Source organism: Pontibacter brevis, assembly GCF_054779655.1.
The window spans coordinates 1-17145 of record NZ_BAAGXV010000013.1; the positions used below are offsets into that span (position 1 = coordinate 1).

At 49.9% G+C, this 17145-nt stretch carries 14 protein-coding genes and 1 riboswitch; of the genes, 9 read left to right on the forward strand and 5 right to left on the reverse strand.

Annotation, left to right across the window (positions count from 1 at the left end; genetic code table 11):
• Positions 1-955: 955 nt before the first annotated feature.
• Positions 956-3430 carry a TonB-dependent receptor gene (locus ACYVB1_RS03710; protein WP_460920711.1) on the reverse strand — a complete coding sequence of 825 codons (2475 nt, stop codon included), beginning with the start codon at positions 3428-3430 and terminating at the stop codon, positions 956-958.
• A 56-nt stretch (positions 3431-3486) separates the two neighbouring features.
• Positions 3487-3584: riboswitch (TPP riboswitch) on the reverse strand.
• A gap of 228 nt (positions 3585-3812) precedes the next feature.
• Between ACYVB1_RS03710 and ACYVB1_RS03715 the strand changes: the two genes are divergently transcribed.
• Positions 3813-4061, forward strand: a complete 249-nt coding sequence (locus tag ACYVB1_RS03715) for a hypothetical protein (RefSeq protein ID WP_460920713.1) — start codon at positions 3813-3815, stop codon at positions 4059-4061.
• Positions 4062-4275: 214 nt separating this feature from the next.
• Here ACYVB1_RS03715 and ACYVB1_RS03720 read toward each other — a convergent pair whose 3' ends face one another.
• From ACYVB1_RS03720 to pnuC, 4 genes are all read right to left on the reverse strand, one after another.
• Positions 4276-5151, reverse strand: a complete 876-nt coding sequence (locus ACYVB1_RS03720; RefSeq protein WP_460920715.1) for an aldose 1-epimerase family protein — start codon at positions 5149-5151, stop codon at positions 4276-4278.
• A gap of 3 nt (positions 5152-5154) precedes the next feature.
• Entirely contained in the window at positions 5155-5688 is a 534-nt protein-coding gene (locus ACYVB1_RS03725; RefSeq protein ID WP_460920717.1) for an AAA family ATPase, read from the reverse strand.
• A gap of 118 nt (positions 5689-5806) precedes the next feature.
• A complete protein-coding gene (locus tag ACYVB1_RS03730; protein ID WP_460920719.1) occupies positions 5807-5983 on the reverse strand; it encodes a hypothetical protein in 177 nt (58 codons plus the stop codon).
• A 120-nt stretch (positions 5984-6103) separates the two neighbouring features.
• The gene (gene pnuC / locus ACYVB1_RS03735; protein WP_460920721.1) at positions 6104-6721 is read right to left on the reverse strand and encodes a nicotinamide riboside transporter PnuC; all 618 of its coding nucleotides are present in this window, start codon (positions 6719-6721) and stop codon (positions 6104-6106) included.
• Between the two features lie 154 nt (positions 6722-6875).
• Here pnuC and ACYVB1_RS03740 point away from each other — a divergent pair, with 154 nt between their 5' ends.
• The 8 genes from ACYVB1_RS03740 (at position 6876) to ACYVB1_RS03775 (ending at position 16894) form a co-directional block, all read left to right on the forward strand.
• Positions 6876-7193 carry a rhodanese-like domain-containing protein gene (locus ACYVB1_RS03740; protein ID WP_460920723.1) on the forward strand — a complete coding sequence of 106 codons (318 nt, stop codon included), beginning with the start codon at positions 6876-6878 and terminating at the stop codon, positions 7191-7193.
• A gap of 111 nt (positions 7194-7304) precedes the next feature.
• Positions 7305-8774, forward strand: coding sequence for an IMP dehydrogenase (gene guaB, locus ACYVB1_RS03745; RefSeq protein ID WP_460920725.1), 1470 nt, complete (start codon positions 7305-7307; stop codon positions 8772-8774).
• 403 nt (positions 8775-9177) lie between these two features.
• Positions 9178-11163, forward strand: a complete 1986-nt coding sequence (locus ACYVB1_RS03750) for a GAF domain-containing SpoIIE family protein phosphatase (protein ID WP_460920727.1) — start codon at positions 9178-9180, stop codon at positions 11161-11163.
• 20 nt (positions 11164-11183) lie between these two features.
• Positions 11184-11522 carry an STAS domain-containing protein gene (locus ACYVB1_RS03755; protein WP_377483058.1) on the forward strand — a complete coding sequence of 113 codons (339 nt, stop codon included), beginning with the start codon at positions 11184-11186 and terminating at the stop codon, positions 11520-11522.
• Positions 11515-11925 (forward strand): ATP-binding protein, encoded by a 411-nt coding sequence (locus ACYVB1_RS03760; protein ID WP_460920730.1) that lies wholly within the window; start codon positions 11515-11517, stop codon positions 11923-11925. Before ACYVB1_RS03755 ends, ACYVB1_RS03760 begins: the two co-directional genes overlap by 8 nt.
• A gap of 161 nt (positions 11926-12086) precedes the next feature.
• Positions 12087-14402, forward strand: coding sequence for a peptidylprolyl isomerase (locus ACYVB1_RS03765; protein WP_460920732.1), 2316 nt, complete (start codon positions 12087-12089; stop codon positions 14400-14402).
• 154 nt (positions 14403-14556) lie between these two features.
• Complete coding sequence (locus tag ACYVB1_RS03770) at positions 14557-15924, forward strand: peptidylprolyl isomerase (RefSeq protein WP_460920734.1); 1368 nt, start codon at positions 14557-14559, stop codon at positions 15922-15924.
• Between the two features lie 4 nt (positions 15925-15928).
• Positions 15929-16894, forward strand: a complete 966-nt coding sequence (locus tag ACYVB1_RS03775; RefSeq protein WP_460920736.1) for an AAA family ATPase — start codon at positions 15929-15931, stop codon at positions 16892-16894.
• Positions 16895-17145 lie beyond the last annotated feature (251 nt).

Here is a 17145-nt window from a genome sequence, read left to right on the forward strand (position 1 = left end):
TCCCAGCACATCCACCAGCTTGTAAGCCGATGGCCAGCGCATCAGAAAGCGGTCCTGCCTGGAGAGCAACAGCCCCAGCCACTCCCTGGAGGCGTAGCCCCTGTCAAAGACATGGAGCACGGCAGAGCCAAAGCTCTCCCTTGCCCACTGCAGCTGCTGCAGCCTTACCTGGGCAAGGGTTGTCGCCTGCCTGCCCCGGCTGGTCCACCACTTGAAACTGGCCACCAGGGGCCGGGCCCGGAGGCCGCAGAGCAAAAGTCCCACCCAACGCAGCCCCGGCACATGCACAGCCTCTCTGGTGGGAGGGTCATAGTAGCCCTTCTTGATTCGGAGCAGGCGCTTTGCCTTCACGCTCCTCACCGTGCACAGCCCCTCACTCTCCAGGCTCCCGGGCTTTTCCTGCACGCTCTCATCCCAAAGCAGCAGCACCAGTTGCTTCCTTTCCAGCAGTTCCTGCGCATAAGCCTNAGGGCGGCTGCGGTGGCGGATAATGCTCTCACAAAGGCCCTGGAAGGTGTTGACTAGCCGGCGGTCGAGCAGCCTGTCGAGCTCGAGGAGAAATGGAGCAAGGAAAGAAGTGAGACGGTGAGAGAAAAAGCGGGCCAGCGAGAAAACATCGCTACCAGGCCCTGCGTTAGTACCTTGTCTAGACATAAAGAACCTCCTGTTCTAGTGATATAGCTACCACTAGAACAGGAGGTTCTTCCTTTTTTATCCCAAATCAACTAAAATTCGGGATGAGTCATGTTATGATGCCTCCTAGCCATCGGGCTAACAACAGTTCGTCCCGCTGGGACTGCTCTGCAACGTCAGTTCATAGCTAAGGAAGCGGTAGTACCGCTATAACTAATAAAATGAAAAGCCCCACCATTCTGGTGGGGCTTTTATAACTTGTTGGAAAGTTTAATATTCAGGTCTACCTCCGGAAGAACGAATAGCAGCACCTGTATCTGATTTAAAACTTCAGCCCTACCGACAGCAGGTAGTTGCGGGTAGCCTGCGGGTAGTAGAAGTTTTCTGTGACTGGTGCGCCACCGGCAATGTAGCTGAAGGTGTAGCCATTGGCTGCGTACAGTTCGTTGAATACGTTATTAACCAATAGCCCCAATTCTACATTTTTGAGGACGTTTTCAAAGCCGATATTGTAGCGTAGGCGAATATCGCCTACCTGGTAAGCCGGGATAATACGGTTCTCATTTTCTGTATTGTCCAGGTACTGCTTACTTACCGACTTATAGATGAAGGCAGCGCGCAGTCCTTTCAGCACCTGCACCTCCAGCTGATTGGTTGTTACCCATGCAGGCGAGAAAGCAATGGTCGTGGTGCCGTAGTTGTTCTGTGCCTGGTCACCGGTATCGTAGTCATCTATAAACTCGCTGAAGCCATCTATCTTATTCTGACTGTAGGCAAGGTTGGTGGTGAAGGAAGCAACTTCTCCTAAGCGCATCACACCAGACAGTTCCATCCCCTGGCGGTAGCTGTCGTCGATGTTGGTGCGGGTGTAGGCGCCAACATCATTTATCTGCCCTGTCAGTACCAACTGGTTTTTATAGTTCATGTAGAAGTAGTTCGCCTCTACATTTGCCGTCAGCGCCTTACCGGCCAGTTCTGTTAAGCCGATATGCCCCCGGTAACCAGCCTCTATATTGCGCAGCGTCTCATGCTTTGGCCGGCTGCTCGGTGTCGACTCAATAAAGTCTTTGCGAACAGGCTCCCGGTTACTGATGGCATAAGAGGCATACAACTGGTGCTCCGGCTGCAGGTTATACGTAATACCCGCCTTTGGATTGATGAAAGTGTAATCCACTTCCTGATCTATGCTTACAAGGTCATTGTCAAAGCCCTCGAAGCCATAGTTGATCGTGCGCACCTGCACATCACCAAACACAAACAGCTTATCTGTTAAGCCATAAGTTGTTTTTGCAAAGATGTTGAAATCCGTTTTCACGGCATCGTTATCATAGTACTTATCACGAATGTTAGAAGTAGAGGCATAGCGGGCCCAGATAACCTCACCGAAATGGCGGCCATCGTACCTGTTCCAGGCACCTCCAAGCGTAGCATTCAGGCGGCTGTTTGGGTTGTACTGCAGTGCATAAGTGGCACCGTAGAAGTCGTTGTCCAGCCAACGGCGACGTATGATATCAGATCTGGAAATGATCGTCTCTCCTATTTCCACGCTTGGCAGCCCGTAATTAGACAACCTGTCATTTGGCCTGAACTGCTCATAATAACCACGCCCGTACGTATAATGCAGCGCTCCCGAAAAACTCAGCCCCGGCATAAAATCATGCGACAGGTGCAACTGGTAATGGTCCTGCTGATAGTTGTCGGTTTCATTGTCGTAGGTGTAGTAGTTGTAGCGGCGACCCGCGCTTAGCAGGTTTTCCCGGTTAGCGCCCTCAATGTAGTTGCGATCGATGTAGGCCTGCACATCTGCGGCAGTGCCGTATACCAACGCCTCCGGAGTGCCATACCACGCCTGGTACGTCTGCTCGGCCCCGGAGAATGCAATAAACTTCAGAGAGGTTTTGTCGCCGTAGTAGCCGCCTGAAAAATAGAAGGATTTCAAGTCAGAAGAAGCACGGTCTATATAGCCATCGGACTTAATGCGCGACAGGCGGCCATCAAAGGCAAACTTACCGTTGATTAGCCCTGTTCCGAAGCGCACGTTGTTCCGCCAGGTATTAAAGGAGCCGTAGGTATGGTCTGTCTCGGCATAGGCCTCCCGACGCACCTGCTGCGTCTGGATGTTGAGGCTGGCGCCAAAGGCACCGGCACCATTTGTAGAGGTTCCCACGCCCCGCTGCACCTGTATGTCTTCCACCGAGGAGGCAAAATCAGGCATGTTCACGAAAAACACACCATGGCTTTCCGGGTCATTGATTGGAATACCGTTAACGGTTACGTTGATACGGGTGATATCAGAGCCCCGGATACGGATGCCGGTATAGCCCACGCCTGCGCCGGCATCGGAGTTCACTACCACAGAAGGCACCTGCTCCAGCAGGTAAGGCAAGTCCTGCCCGAAGTTACGCTCCGCTATCTCCTCCTGCGTCACGTTGGTAAAGGTGGTACCTGTGCGTGCATCGGCACGTGTAGCCTGCACTACCACTTCGCTTGTCTGCAGAGCCTGCGGCTGAAGCACTATTTCTACCCGGGCATCCTGCTGCAAGGCCACCGTTACCTTCTTCTGCTCATAGCCAAGGTAAGTTACTTTCAGACTATAGTTTCCGGAGGGTAAGTTTTGAAATGAGAACTGGCCATCTGCTCCTGCAGACACACCTGTACCTGTCCGCTCCAGCACTACGTTAGCTCCGGCCAGGGCCCCGCCATTGGCTGCACTTGTTACGCGCCCGCTCAGTTGGTACTGGGCCAGCAATTGCATAGGCAACAGAAGTGCTGCCACTGCGATAAAGAAATTACGCATTATAAAGAAATGAATTGATGAAACATACAGGCATGCCAGGGGTGAGCATCCTGTTAAATTTCGTTACCGTTTTTTCCCTTCGCCGGCACTACCCGGATCAGGTTCAATGGGTATGATCTCAGCCCGTTTTATTAAGGCACCCCCTAAACTACCGCAAAGGTACGGGGCTTTACCTTTCAAACAAAGAAGGAATAATTATACTTTGTAAAGCATTCGGCTTTTGCTGCTGCACTCCTACTCAAAATTTGCTTTTACAGATAACCACAAAGGCCAAAAGTACGTTGTAAAACATACTAAGGCACCTTTCCCCTTACGTACTGAATTTGAAACCTTTGCCGCAGAAATAAGCGGCATAACATTAACATTTTAATGTATTACCGCGATGATGATTAGCATTATATATACTGTAGCCCTTTTGACGATACTCGCCTACTATGCATTCGCCCCACGCAACAGATTTAACCGCCCGCCATCCACTGACAATGACGATGACGGAGGCGAACCGCTAGGCGATGATCTGCCAGACATTGACCTTCCACCCGGCATTTCGTTGCCCATCAACGATTTTGAGCCGAAGTATGACTTTAGAAACATAAAGGTTCCGAAGTTCCCGGAACCATCAGTGCATTAAGAAAAGTGTAAATTAAAAGCAGCGGCCCCGACTGAATACTTTGATTCAGTCGGGGCCGCTGCTTTTAATTTACACGCAACAGTATCAAAAAAAGGCCTTGCGGAACTTAAGGTTTGATAAACAGGGCCCTTTTCGTATCAGATGTTAAATAGGTTGCTATTAGACTGCCTTATCACCTGCAGTTTATACTTTGTGTCTGCGGTTCCTGTACCGGCTATAGCACAGTAACAGTAAAAGTACGCTCGAAAATCTGCCCGGGCCTCAGCTCAATTATTCCTTCTTTGTCCTGCAGTTCTCCGGTCTCTCCTACCCGGCTGGCGATGCCACACCAAGGCTCTATGCACACAAACGGTGCCGGACCAGGCTTAGCCCATATACCTAAGTACGGAAACCCTTCAAAAGCCACCTCTATGCGGCGCGGGTTAGTGCGGCTAGCCAGCGTCACTTTCTCTGACTTCAGGCGCTTGAGCACCACAGCGTCCTTGTCGAACAGGCTGCGGTCCAGGGGCAGCACCTTACTTTGCTCCAGCAAGCGTTCTGTGTCGCCATTTAGCAGGCCCTCCTCACTCAGCAGATGGCGACTTGCAGTCTCCTCTTCCTCAAATTGGATATAGTAGTCTTCGTAGCGCTCGTTTGGGTAAAGCGGCACATTAAAACCCGGGTGCGCCCCAACAGAAAAGTACATTTTCTCATCATCGGGGTTTGTAACCTGGTAGGTGACGGACAGCCTGTTCTGCTGCAGTTGGTATGCAATCAGCAGCCTGAACTCAAAAGGATACTGTTCCATCGTCTCCTCGTCGTGCTTTAACTCGAATACCAGCTTGTTCTTTTTCTCATCTACTAACTTAAACTCCCTGCGGCGCGCAAAACCATGGCGCTTCATATGGTAAGTTTTGCCATTGTAGGTGTACTGCTGGTTTGGCAATTCGCCAACAATAGGAAAAAGATTAGGGGCCTGGCCACTCCAGATAGCTGGATCACCAACCCATACAAGCTCCTGGTTCTCGTCTTTTTTAAAAAAGTGCTGTAGTTCGGCTCCCTGGCTCTCTACCCCCACTTTATACTGTTCGTTTTCTAGGATATGTAGCATAGTTTATTTTTTCAGAAGGTCATGTTGTTGGAGCAGAGCATCTATATGGCGGCAGGCCAGTTGCAATCGTTCTTCCTGCTGCCCGTAAATTTCCACAAAAGGCACTCCCAGCGCCTGCAGTTCCCGCTTGTACCACTCATAAAAGTACTGCCGCAGGTGCGGATGTTCGCGCTGTGGATCCGGCTCCCAGGGCAAATCAACGCCCATGAGCAGGCAAAGGTTGTAATTCTGTTGCTTTAGTTTATCCTGTATCCAGGTGGGGCATTGGCCAAAGGCATGCTCGCTCCAGATCTTGATGACCAGCAGGTCTGTATCCGAAAAGAGAATGCGCTTTGCCTGGGGCTGCATCTCCTGCTCCAGCGCCAGTTGCCCTCTGGCAATGGCCTCTAAGTCTTCTAAGGTGTAGGGCCTGCCCAGGTTGCCCACATAGGTGCGGGCATACTCCGGGACCCACACTGTGTCATAGTGCCGGGCCAAATTCTCCGCTAGGGTAGACTTGCCTGTAGACTCAGGCCCTGTTATCGCAATTTTGAGCATAGGGCAAAGGTCGGGATTACATCCGTAGAAAGCATGACAATTTGGTTAGTTCCTAAAACAGCAAGGGGTGCCGGAGAAAACTCCGGCACCCCTTGCTGTTGCACATTATTTTATTGCGCTAATTCTCCGAAAAGCTGTAATCGTAGAAGTTATACAATTCCACTGTTCTAGGCTGCTTTTCGCCGTATTGATTCAAATGAACCTGCTTTGGGCTTTCATCCGGAGATTCATAGCCCCACTTTAAACGATTTTCAAACTTCAACTCTTCAGGTAACTCCAGTTTACGTTGTCTCATATGCTGCAGGGTTGTGGTGAAACATTCTACGCCCTTAGCGGGATCGCAGCAATCGTACTCGTTTAACTTGTACGTGTAGCTACCCTTGCAGGACTTTCACAATAAGACGAATAAGTAGCACTATGCATTCGCTTCCGCAGGAGCCTGTTTCAGTGCCACCAAATCCTTTTTCCAGTCGAGGTAACCCTTTATAGACAGAAGCAGGAAAACAAAGTACAGAAAGCTGGTCAGGTAAAGGTCTTTATACGTGTACACTCCCACATACACTACGTCTACCACCAGCCATACAATCCAGTTCTCCAGTTGCTTTTTTGCCATCATCCAATAACCAATCAGGCTAATGGCAGTGGTGGCAGAGTCTGTATAAGACAGGTCTGCATCGGTATAGTTATCCAGAAAGTACCCCAGGCCCAATGTAAACACCAACCCCAGTGCCAGCAGCACTGTCAGTTCCTTTTTGTTTATCCGCCCTACTTTGCGCTCAGAATGGTTCTTGCCTCCGTATAGCCACACGTACCAACCATACAAGCTCGTAACAAAATAAAAGGCATTCAGTCCCATGTCGGCATAAAGGCGCGCATCATAAAAAACGAACACATACATGCCCACGCTTACCAGTCCTATCGGCCACGTCCAGACGTTTTGCTTTGCCGCCAGCCACACACAGGCTATTCCTGTCACCACACCTGTTAACTCCACCAGGTTCATGGCCTGCAGGGCTTCTAAAATACTTTGCACCACATTCATCGTTGCAATTTAACCTCCCGGAACACCTTATGTAAACAATTCCCTGTTTAAATTTGAAGTCCGGGGGAAATAAGGTAAAACGATGCAGACAGGGTGTCGTAATACCGTTGCCATTCGTATACCATGCTACTAAAAAAGAAAACCTATGGATGAAATTACGGCTCAGGAACTGAAGGAACGACTGTCGCGCAGTAGCAACATACAAATAGTAGACGTGCGGGAACCATCAGAATTTGAAATTTGCAACTTAGGCGGAGAGCTTATCCCGATGGGCGAGCTGCCAAAACAAGCGAACCGCATCCGGCGCGACATTCCGGTGGTAATGGTTTGCCACCATGGTTTTCGCAGTGCACAGGCCATCAACTACCTCAGCCAGCGCCTCGGGTATGAGAACATCCTCAACCTGAAAGGCGGTATACACGCATGGGCCACACAGGTGGATACCACAATGAAAAAATACTAAGCGCATCTTGTCTTAAATGCTGCTAAAAAATATTACACACTTAGTTGCAGCATATTCTAAAGAAATTTCCTTAATTTTACGCGGCAAATAACAACCCTTAATTTATTTGCCATGATCTCTGATCAGTCTAAGATATTATTCGAAGCACTCACCTACGATGACGTGCTTTTACTTCCGGCCTACTCGGAGGTACTCCCCAACCAGACAGACACTTCTTCGCAGCTCACACGCAACATTCGCATCAATATTCCGCTTGTGTCGGCTGCCATGGATACTGTAACAGAGGCTGATCTGGCCATTGCAATGGCGCAGGAAGGCGGCATCGGCTTTATCCATAAAAACATGTCAATCAAGAAGCAGGCGCAGCAGGTACGCAAAGTGAAGCGTTCGGAGAGCGGCATGATTCTCGACCCAATCACCCTGAATGAGAAAGCCACATTGGGTGACGCCGTGCAGATTATGACCGAGAACAAGATTGGAGGCATTCCAATTGTGAACGATGCGGGCAAACTGACCGGCATTATCACGAACCGCGACCTGCGTTTCGAAAAAGACCTGACGCAAAGCGTGTCCTCTGTTATGACCACCCAAAACCTGGTGACGGCTGCCAAGGGTACCGACATGGCCAAGGCAGAAGATATTCTGCAGGAGTATAAGATAGAGAAACTGCCGGTAGTGGACGAGGAGGGTAAACTAGTCGGCCTGATTACGTACAAAGACATCCTGAAAAAGAAGGACCGTCCCTTTGCCTGCAAAGATGAGTTTGGCCGCCTGCGTGTAGGTGCCGCCGTAGGCGTTACCGCTGACGTGCTGGACCGCGTGAAGGCATTGGTGGAAGCCGGTGTAGACGTGATAAGCGTTGACACAGCCCACGGCCACTCAAAAGGTGTGCTTGATGCTGTAAAAAGAATAAAAGAAGCTTTCCCGAACCTGGACCTGATAGCCGGTAACATTGCAACAGCTGAGGGTGCAAAAGCCCTGGCAGAAGCTGGTGCCGATGCCGTGAAGGTAGGTGTAGGCCCTGGCTCTATCTGTACCACCCGTGTCATTGCCGGTATCGGTGTGCCGCAGCTATCTGCCGTAATGGAAGCGGTACGCGGCCTGGAAGGCACAGGTGTACCAGTGATTGCAGACGGTGGTATTAAGTTTTCCGGTGATATTGTAAAGGCCCTTGCGGGCGGTGCAAGCACTGTGATGATAGGCTCCCTGCTGGCAGGTACGGAAGAAGCGCCGGGTGAAATGATTATTTACGAAGGACGTAAGTTCAAAACTTACCGCGGTATGGGTTCTGTGGAAGCGATGGAGGAAGGTTCAAAAGACCGCTACTTCCAGAGCAGCGAAACAAACGCCAAGAAACTGGTGCCGGAAGGTATCGTAGGCCGCGTACCATACAAAGGCCTGGTGCAGGAGGTGATTTACCAGTTGGCAGGCGGTATTCGTGCAGGCATGGGCTATTGCGGCACACCTACCATCGAGAAGCTGCAAGGCGCTAAAATGGTGAAGATTACCGGTGCCGGCCTTCGCGAAAGCCATCCGCATGATGTACAAATTGTACGGGAGGCTCCTAACTACAGCCGCTAAGATCCAATTTTGTTTTACCGACACTTGCTGGTGTCTGGCTTGCAAAAGCTCTGAGTGGTAAGATGCAGAGTGCGCTTTCAGCATTTTTTGTAAAGCGCACTTTGCGCCCTTGCCGGCTCATGCTTTTACTATTTGTGAACCGGAAGGCGCAGATTGGCCTAAAGCTAACCTACGCCTTCCGTTTTACGTTATGCAAGTTGTTTTTCTCTAACTCTACTCTCATACCTTGGCCAAAGAGCGGAAATTTTTATTACCTTTCACAGAAATTACATCTAATAAAAGCAACACACTATCGCAGGAAAATAAAACAGCGGATTCCCGTCCTATGCTTTACAAAACGAATGCAAGATCTTTACTGTTTACTACTGCTGTCGTTAGCTGGGCTCTGCTGTTAACGAATGTTTTGTTTTCTGCAAACAGACTCCGCGAGGAGGGTACGTCCCAGTTATCGTTGCCTTTCTTAAACAATCTCCTGATTGTTGTTTTCCTTGTTTCTGTTTTCCTTTTCCAACGCCTGAGCACAGAATCGTTGAAAGGGATAGACTTTATAGGCTATCTCTGGAATCTCTTCTCGAAGGCTGCTGTGGCTGCTTACCTGAGTGTGGCTCTTTTCCTGGGCTACAAGGTAATGACCAACTACGCCGACACGGAATCTCCCCTGCTGCTGCACCTCGTGTACCAAATCAATTTCGGGTTGCTGGTCGTTTTCCTGGCTAAGGCTTTTTATATCTGGCGGCAGCTGCTGCTCTATCATAAAAATAAGTTTCTGCAGATAGCCTGGGACTGGTTTGAGTTACTGTTGGGAGCCATGCTGCTGCTCACCATCTTTAATTTTAACTATACCAGCTACATCTTCATGCCGCTGCTGGCCCTGATAGGCTTTTATATCCTGTTTCTGTGCACTAACCTGAAATGGGTGGCTTATCTGACGTTCAGCAACAAGAGCCGTTCGCTGGTGTTGCTGGGTGCCATCCTGCTCAGCTGCTACATTTTCGTGCGCTTCTTCAGGGGCATGGCTGATAGCCCGAACCTGGTGATTGACTATACGGACGTGGGCTTTCTGCTGCTGGCTATGATGTTTGTGGGCTCCTACACGCTGGCAGCCTTCCTGGTGTCGCTGTTCAGCCTGCCTACCTCCAGCGTGTTTGAGCAGAAGAGCGAGGACCTGCTCAACTTCCAGCGCCTGAGCCAGTCTATACAGCAGGGGCAAAGTGAGGCACAGGTATACGATATGCTGTTCGAGAGCACCATCAAAGCCTCAGATGCCAGCGCTGCATGGTTTGAGCTAATCCGGAACGGAGAGCCGCAGGTAACACAGCTCCTGAACATTGACACAGACCAGATTAAGCGCATACGGCACCTGCTGCTGGCCTATAACATTCACAACATCGATTATATCAACAACAACCTGAACCGAAACCCGGGCTTCCGGGATTTGATGCTGCCCTGGAAGTCGTTGATTATTCTGCCTATCAAGTCAAAGAATTACCTTTCGGGGGTGCTGTACCTGCTGAAGGACATTGAGCAGGGCTTCGACCGCGAAACGGTCAATGTGCTGCGCACGTTTACCAGCCAGACCATCCTCACAATAGAAAACCTGCGGCTGGTAGCAGAGTCGCTGCAGAATGAGCGTTATAAGGAGGAGTTAAAGATTGCCACTCAGGTACAGGACAGCCTTATTCCGAAGAAGTTCCCAGTCGACAGCTGGTTTGAGATAAGCACGCATGCTGTGGCAGCCAAGGAAGTGGGTGGCGACTTTTATGATTTCCTGCAACTGAGCGAGTCCCGCATTGCCATCATCATCGGCGACGTGTCTGGCAAAGGTATTTCAGCCGCCTTCCACATGGCCCAGATGAAGGGCATTTTCCATGGGCTGATGCAGCAGGACATGCCCCCAAGCGAGTTTATGAAGCAGGCCAACAGTGCCCTGAGCCGCTGCCTTGAGAAAACTTCTTTTATTACTTCTGCGCTATATATAATAGATTATAGCATGAAAGGCTTTATGTTTGCACGTGCCGGCCACTGCCACACGCTGTACTATAACGCCATGATGGACGACGTCTTCTACTTCCAGACAGACGGCCTGGGGCTGGGCATAATCCGGGACAAGAGCTACGCCAACCATATACGGGAGATGTATTACGATTACAACCCGGGTGACGTGATGGTGATTTACACGGATGGCATTGTGGAAGCCCGCAACGAGGCCAATGAAGAATATGGCGAAGACAGGCTAAAATATATGCTGCAGCAAACCTATCACCTTGAAGCAGAAGACATCAAATACGCCATCATCAACGACTTAGAGTATTTTACGGGCCCCGGCAACCTCTACGATGACCAGACACTGCTGGTGATTAAGTTTAAGCCCGCTGAACCAAACAAATGAATAAGCCGTAAAGTATGCCGATGAAAATAACACACGAAATCAAAGATAACACCATCATCATGACACTTGATGGTGAACTCGATGCCAGCTCTTCAGTGATGCTGGACGAGGAACTGTCCGATCCTGAAATAATGGAGTACAGTAAAATTCTGGTCGACTGCAAGAACCTGCACTACATTTCCTCCGCCGGACTTGGTGTGTTTATCTCGCACCTGCAGCGCTTCGAGGATGCTCAGATAAAGTTGATCTTCTACAACATGCAGGACAAGGTGCGCAACGTGTTTGAGATACTGGGCCTTGACCTGCTCATGACTATCGTATCTGATTACGAGGAAGCAAGGAGTATTGCAAATGAATAACTCCATTCGGGTAAACTGTACTAAGAAAAACCTGAAAACAATACGTGACTTTGTCACGGAGTACCTGCATGCCCTTACCTTATCGGATATTCTGATGAACCAGATTGTGTTGGCTGTAGATGAGATATGCGCCAACCTCATTATTCACGCCAACCACGAAGATCCTAAAAAGCACATCGTCCTCTCCATTAGTCAGGTGAAGGACACGCTTCAATTTAAAATTTCAGACGAGGGCCTGGCTTTTAAGCGTGCCAACTACAAAGAACCAGACATACAGGAGAACATCCGGCTCGGCAAAAAAGGCGGCGTGGGTATTGCCCTAGTTAACCGCATCATGGACAAAGTGGAGTTCACAAGCGATGGCTCCCAAAACACCTGCCTGCTTTATAAAAAAATCAAATAAAGCGACTTATACACTTTCCCTGCGCATTATCCGTTATCGGAAACGAAACCATTTGCAATACATTTGTGGTTACACTTTTTGACTTATCTGTCAGAAAAAATAAGTAAAATTGCATGTCCTGATTCCGATCAGCAAAAGAAAAATTTCTGTTTTAAAAACTTATGCGCAGTAATCACCTACTTGTTGCGGCCTCTGTCCTGCTAATAGCCGGCTGCACCGCAACCAAGAAGAATGACCGTAAAGAGCCCACCATTGCTACGCTTGGCACACAGCCTGTTTCTACTTCTGAGTTCCGCTATGTGTACGAGAAAAACAACAGCGGCAACGAAGACGCCTACACCCGCCAAAGCGTAAGCGATTACCTGAACCTGTACACCAACTTTAAGCTCAAAGTGCTGGAAGCAGAAGGCTTGGGTCTGGACACGACCACTGCTTTCAAACGCGAGCTGGAAGGCTATAAAGAGCAGCTGGCACAGCCTTATCTTTCGGAAAAGAGCGTAACCGATAAGCTGGTGAAGGAGGCGTATGAGCGCATGAAGCAGGAAGTAAACGCTTCTCACATCCTTATCAGCCTGGCACCGGATGCCGCCCCCGAGGACACCTTAGCTGCTTACAACCGCACAATGGATCTGCGTAAGCGCGCCCTGGCCGGTGAGGACTTCGGCAAACTGGCACAGGAAAACTCCCAGGATCCGTCCGCAGCAGATAACAAGGGAGAATTAGGCTATTTTACAGCCCTCCAGATGGTTTACCCGTTCGAGGATGCGGCTTATAAAACAGCTGTCGGTGATATATCCATGCCGGTGCGTACCCGGTTCGGCTACCACCTGGTAAAGGTTAACGATAAGCGCCAGGCCAAAGGCGAAGTAAGAGTCGCACACATCATGGTGCGTGCTACACCAGGCATACCGAAAGCCGACTCACTGGCTGCGAAGCAGCGTGTAGATGCCATCTACAAACGTTTGCAGCGCAACGAGAACTGGGAAAAGCTTGCCTCCGAGTTTTCAGAAGATGCCAACTCCGCTAATAATGGTGGAGAGCTGCCGTGGTTTGGCACAGGCCGCATGATACCTTCTTTTGAGGATGCCGCTTTTAATTTGCAGCAACCAGGCGATGTGGCACAACCAGTGCTTACACCCTACGGCTGGCATATTGTGAAGCTGCTGGAAAAACGCGGTCTGCCTTCTTACGATGACATGGAGCCAAACCTGCGCAGCAGAATTGCAAAAGACTCCCGCTCCGAGCTAAACAAAACCGCTTTCATGAAGCGCATCAAGGCTGAGAACAACTTCACAGAGAATGCGCAAGCCAAGGCTACCGCCATGGCCAAAGCCTCTAACGAGCTGTTACAGGCAAACTGGACCTTCGACGAGAACGACAAGGCTGTAAAGCAAACGCTTTTTACTATCCAGGGCAAGCCTTACACCATAGGAGACTTCTGGAAGTATGCCAAAGAGGCACAGCAGCCCCGCTCCACAAACTCTGCTGCCCATGCCATGAACCTCCTCTACGATGCTTATGTAGACAAGAGCCTGGTAGAGTATGAAAAGGCAAACCTGGAAATAAAGCACCCTGATTATAGAATGCTGGTACAGGAGTACCACGACGGTATCCTGCTCTTCCAGATGATGGATGAGAAAGTATGGTCAAAGGCGATTGAAGACTCCGTAGGACTTAAGAATTACTTTGCCCAGAACAGGGAGAAGTACACATGGGGCCCACGCGTGCAGGCAACCGTTATAAGTGCTGCAAACAAAGAGCTGCTGCAAAAGGCACAGGACCAACTCAATAAGCGCCGTTACCCGGTAAACTTTGCAAAGCTAACAGACATTCTGTTTGAGCAGAACAAGCTTGCGCTATCGCAGGAAGGCACAGCTAGGCTCAATGAACTGGCTGAGCTGTTAAAAGGCAACGAGAGCCTGACAGTGGACATTAACGGCCACACAGATGCCCGCGAGGCCACTGCCAGTAAGAATCTGGCGGCAGAGAGAGCCAGCAACGCCCGTGACTATTTAATTTCTCAGGGAGTACCTCCGGCACAAATAAGCACCAACAACCTGGGCACAAAAAGCCAGGCCGGTCCTGACAATTCAGAGACAGGCCGCCGCCGCAACCGTCGTGTGTCTTTTGTGCTGTATACCACAGAACTTAGTGCCCTTGCTGATAACCTGAATGCGCAGAGCAACAACCCGCTGGGTGTGCAGATAACCGAGAAGAAGTTCCAGAAAGGAGACAATAAGGCCCTGGACACAGTAACGTGGCAGAAAGGAACATACAATGTGCAGCAAAATGGCCGCGAGTACCTCATCATTATCGAGGATGTGCTGGAGCCGGGATATAAAGAACTGAACGAAGTGCGTGGCCTGGCTATCTCTGATTACCAGAACTTCCTGGAGCAGCAGTGGATTAACCAACTACGCGAGAAGTACCCTGTGACTGTGAGGCAGGATGAGGTGGAGAAGCTGATAAAGGAATAACCTTCTTCTGGTACCTTTTTTGCAATTGCCTGATAATTCAGTTTATTCAGAATAAAGACGTAAATTGTGCGTTTCACTTCAGAGCCTGCCAGAATTCTATCTTAGAAAATTCAGGCAGGCTCGAAGCGCACGTAATCATTTCATTTTTACAACCTTGAAAAAGATACATTATTTTGCCAAATCGGCCTTTGCAGCAATCTGCCTCATTGTAGCTTCCTCTACGGCGTTTGCTCAGGCTCCTGCGCTGCGCAAGGTGGATGGCATTATTGCTAAAGTAGACAACCATGTTGTTTTACGCTCTGACCTGGAGTTTGGCTATCTGCAGTACCTTCAGCAGTCTAAACAGCAGCCTAACGAGGACCTGAAGTGCCAGGTGTTTACTTCCCTGTTGCAGGACAAACTGCTGCTGGCCCGTGCCGAGATAGACTCTGTTGTAGTGGCAGAACCCATGGTGGCCAATGAACTGGATCGCCGCATACAGTACCTGGCGGGCCAGGTAGGTGGTGTGGAGCGCCTGGAGCAGTATTACAACAAAAGCCTTACACAACTAAAAGAGGAGTTGCGCCGCACTGTGCGTGAGCAGATGGTGATGGAGCAGATGCAGCGTGAGATTACAGACAAAGTAACTGTAACCCCGAAGGAGATCAAGAAGTACTTCAACAACATCCCTGCAGACAGTCTTCCTTATTTCTCCAGTGAAGTAGAGCTTGGCCAGATTGTAAAGCATGCTACCGTAAGTAAAACGCAAAAGCAGGCAGCCCGGGAGCAACTGGAGGCTTTGCGCAATCGTATACTTGCCGGTGAAGACTTTGCCACTTTAGCCAGGCAGTACTCGCAGGACCCAGGTTCGGCACAGGCTGGCGGAGAACTTGGTTTCTTTAAGAAAAAGGAGCTGGTACCGGAGTACGAAGCTGCTGCTTTGCGCCTGGAGCCCGGCGGCATCTCGAACGTGATTGAGTCTCAGTTTGGCTTTCACCTGATTCAGCTGATCCAGCGCCGCGGCCAGGAGTTTAATACGCGCCACATTCTGATTAAACCTGCCACAGCAACGGTAGACATACAGGAGGCTGTTACGGCACTGGATAGTATCCGGACGAAGATATTAAACGACAGCTTGCTGACGTTCCCGAAAGCGGCCAAAGAGTACTCCGATGACAAGAATACAAAAGACAACGGCGGCATGATGACAGGCCGCTCCGGCAGCACTTATATTCCAATGGACCAGGTAGACCCTTCTATCTTCTTTGTGATAGACACGATGCAGGTAGGAGACATTTCAAAGCCTGTTCCTTTCACTACTGAGGATGGTAAAGAGGCTGTGCGCATCATTTACCTGAAGGGTAAATCAAAACCGCACCTGGCTAACCTTCAGGACGATTACCAGCGGATTTCTGCCGCAGCGCTCGCTCAAAAGCGCAGCAAAGCCGTAGATGAATGGTTCCGCAAGAATATCGACACCGTGTTTATTGAAATCGATCCGGAGTACCAGGCTTGTGGTGGTCTCCAACAACTAATGCAATAAAAAAATGAAGCAGTTCACCTCTGACAAAGAAGCAGCCGACGCGCTACACCACGTTTACCAGGAGTTAACCTCCGAAATATCAAAAGTGATTGTAGGGCAGGAAGAAGTCGTTAAGTTAGTACTTACAGCTGTTTTTTGTCAGGGGCACTGCCTGTTAGTAGGTGTTCCGGGACTTGCCAAGACGCTCCTTATCCATACCATTGCCTCCTCGCTGGATATGTCGTTTAACCGGGTGCAGTTTACACCCGACCTCATGCCTTCCGATATTGTTGGTGCCGAGACACTGGACAAAGACCGCAACTTCAAGTTTGTAACCGGTCCTGTATTCGCCAACATCGTACTGGCTGATGAAATCAACCGCACCCCCCCAAAAACACAGGCAGCACTCTTAGAGGCTATGCAGGAACACGCTGTTACGGTTGCCGGCCGCAAGTATAACCTGCCAAGGCCGTTCTTTGTACTGGCCACCCAGAATCCGATTGAGCAGGAAGGCACCTATCCCCTGCCAGAGGCGCAGCTGGACCGTTTTATGTTCAACATCACTTTAGACTATCCAAGTTACGAGTCGGAACTTCAGATTGTAAAAAACACGACAGGTGCTACTGTTAACTCCCTGAACAAAATTCTGCATGCGGATGACATCATATACTTTCAGCAATTAGTGCGACGCGTACCTGTGGTTGACAATGTGGTGGAATATGCAGTGAAGCTGGTACACAAAACCCGCCCCAACATGCCGATGGCCTCTCAGCAGGCAAACCAGTACCTGGAGTGGGGTGCAGGCCCAAGAGCCTCGCAGCACTTGATTGTGGGAGCCAAATGCAACGCTATCCTGAACGGTAAATACAGCCCTGACATTGAAGACGTGCAGGCAGTGGCACTTCCCATCCTCCGCCACCGCATTGTTCGCAATTTCAAGGCCGAGGCCGAAGGCATTACTGTAGAAAGAATTATTCAGGAGCTGCTGTAAGGTTATTTGCTGAAGTGCTGACTGTTTTGCTGATAAAGAGATTTGATTTCCTTCAGCAGACTAGGTCGTGTTGACAATTAATGAATGATTTTGTTTTACTGTTGTTTAAGTTTCAAAAAGCTTATGCGACGTTACGAAATCAGCGGCTATGACTGGCAACGCCTGTCTTCCCTGCTTCCGGGCAAGTCCACCGATGTGGGGCGCACGGCCAAAGACAACCGGCAGTTCATCAATGCCGTGCTCTGGATTGC

Excerpts from the sequence above, each read along its gene's own strand:
- ACYVB1_RS03710 (WP_460920711.1), bottom strand. The coding sequence starts at position 3,430 with ATGCGTAATTTCTTTATCGCAGTGGCAGCACTTCTGTTGCCTATGCAA.
- ACYVB1_RS03715 (WP_460920713.1), top strand. The coding sequence starts at position 3,813 with ATGATGATTAGCATTATATATACTGTAGCCCTTTTGACGATACTCGCC.
- ACYVB1_RS03720 (WP_460920715.1), bottom strand. The coding sequence starts at position 5,151 with ATGCTACATATCCTAGAAAACGAACAGTATAAAGTGGGGGTAGAGAGC.
- ACYVB1_RS03725 (WP_460920717.1), bottom strand. The coding sequence starts at position 5,688 with ATGCTCAAAATTGCGATAACAGGGCCTGAGTCTACAGGCAAGTCTACC.
- ACYVB1_RS03730 (WP_460920719.1), bottom strand. The coding sequence starts at position 5,983 with ATGAGACAACGTAAACTGGAGTTACCTGAAGAGTTGAAGTTTGAAAAT.
- ACYVB1_RS03740 (WP_460920723.1), top strand. The coding sequence starts at position 6,876 with ATGGATGAAATTACGGCTCAGGAACTGAAGGAACGACTGTCGCGCAGT.
- guaB (WP_460920725.1), top strand. The coding sequence starts at position 7,305 with ATGATCTCTGATCAGTCTAAGATATTATTCGAAGCACTCACCTACGAT.
- ACYVB1_RS03755 (WP_377483058.1), top strand. The coding sequence starts at position 11,184 with ATGAAAATAACACACGAAATCAAAGATAACACCATCATCATGACACTT.
- ACYVB1_RS03760 (WP_460920730.1), top strand. The coding sequence starts at position 11,515 with ATGAATAACTCCATTCGGGTAAACTGTACTAAGAAAAACCTGAAAACA.
- ACYVB1_RS03765 (WP_460920732.1), top strand. The coding sequence starts at position 12,087 with ATGCGCAGTAATCACCTACTTGTTGCGGCCTCTGTCCTGCTAATAGCC.
- ACYVB1_RS03775 (WP_460920736.1), top strand. The coding sequence starts at position 15,929 with ATGAAGCAGTTCACCTCTGACAAAGAAGCAGCCGACGCGCTACACCAC.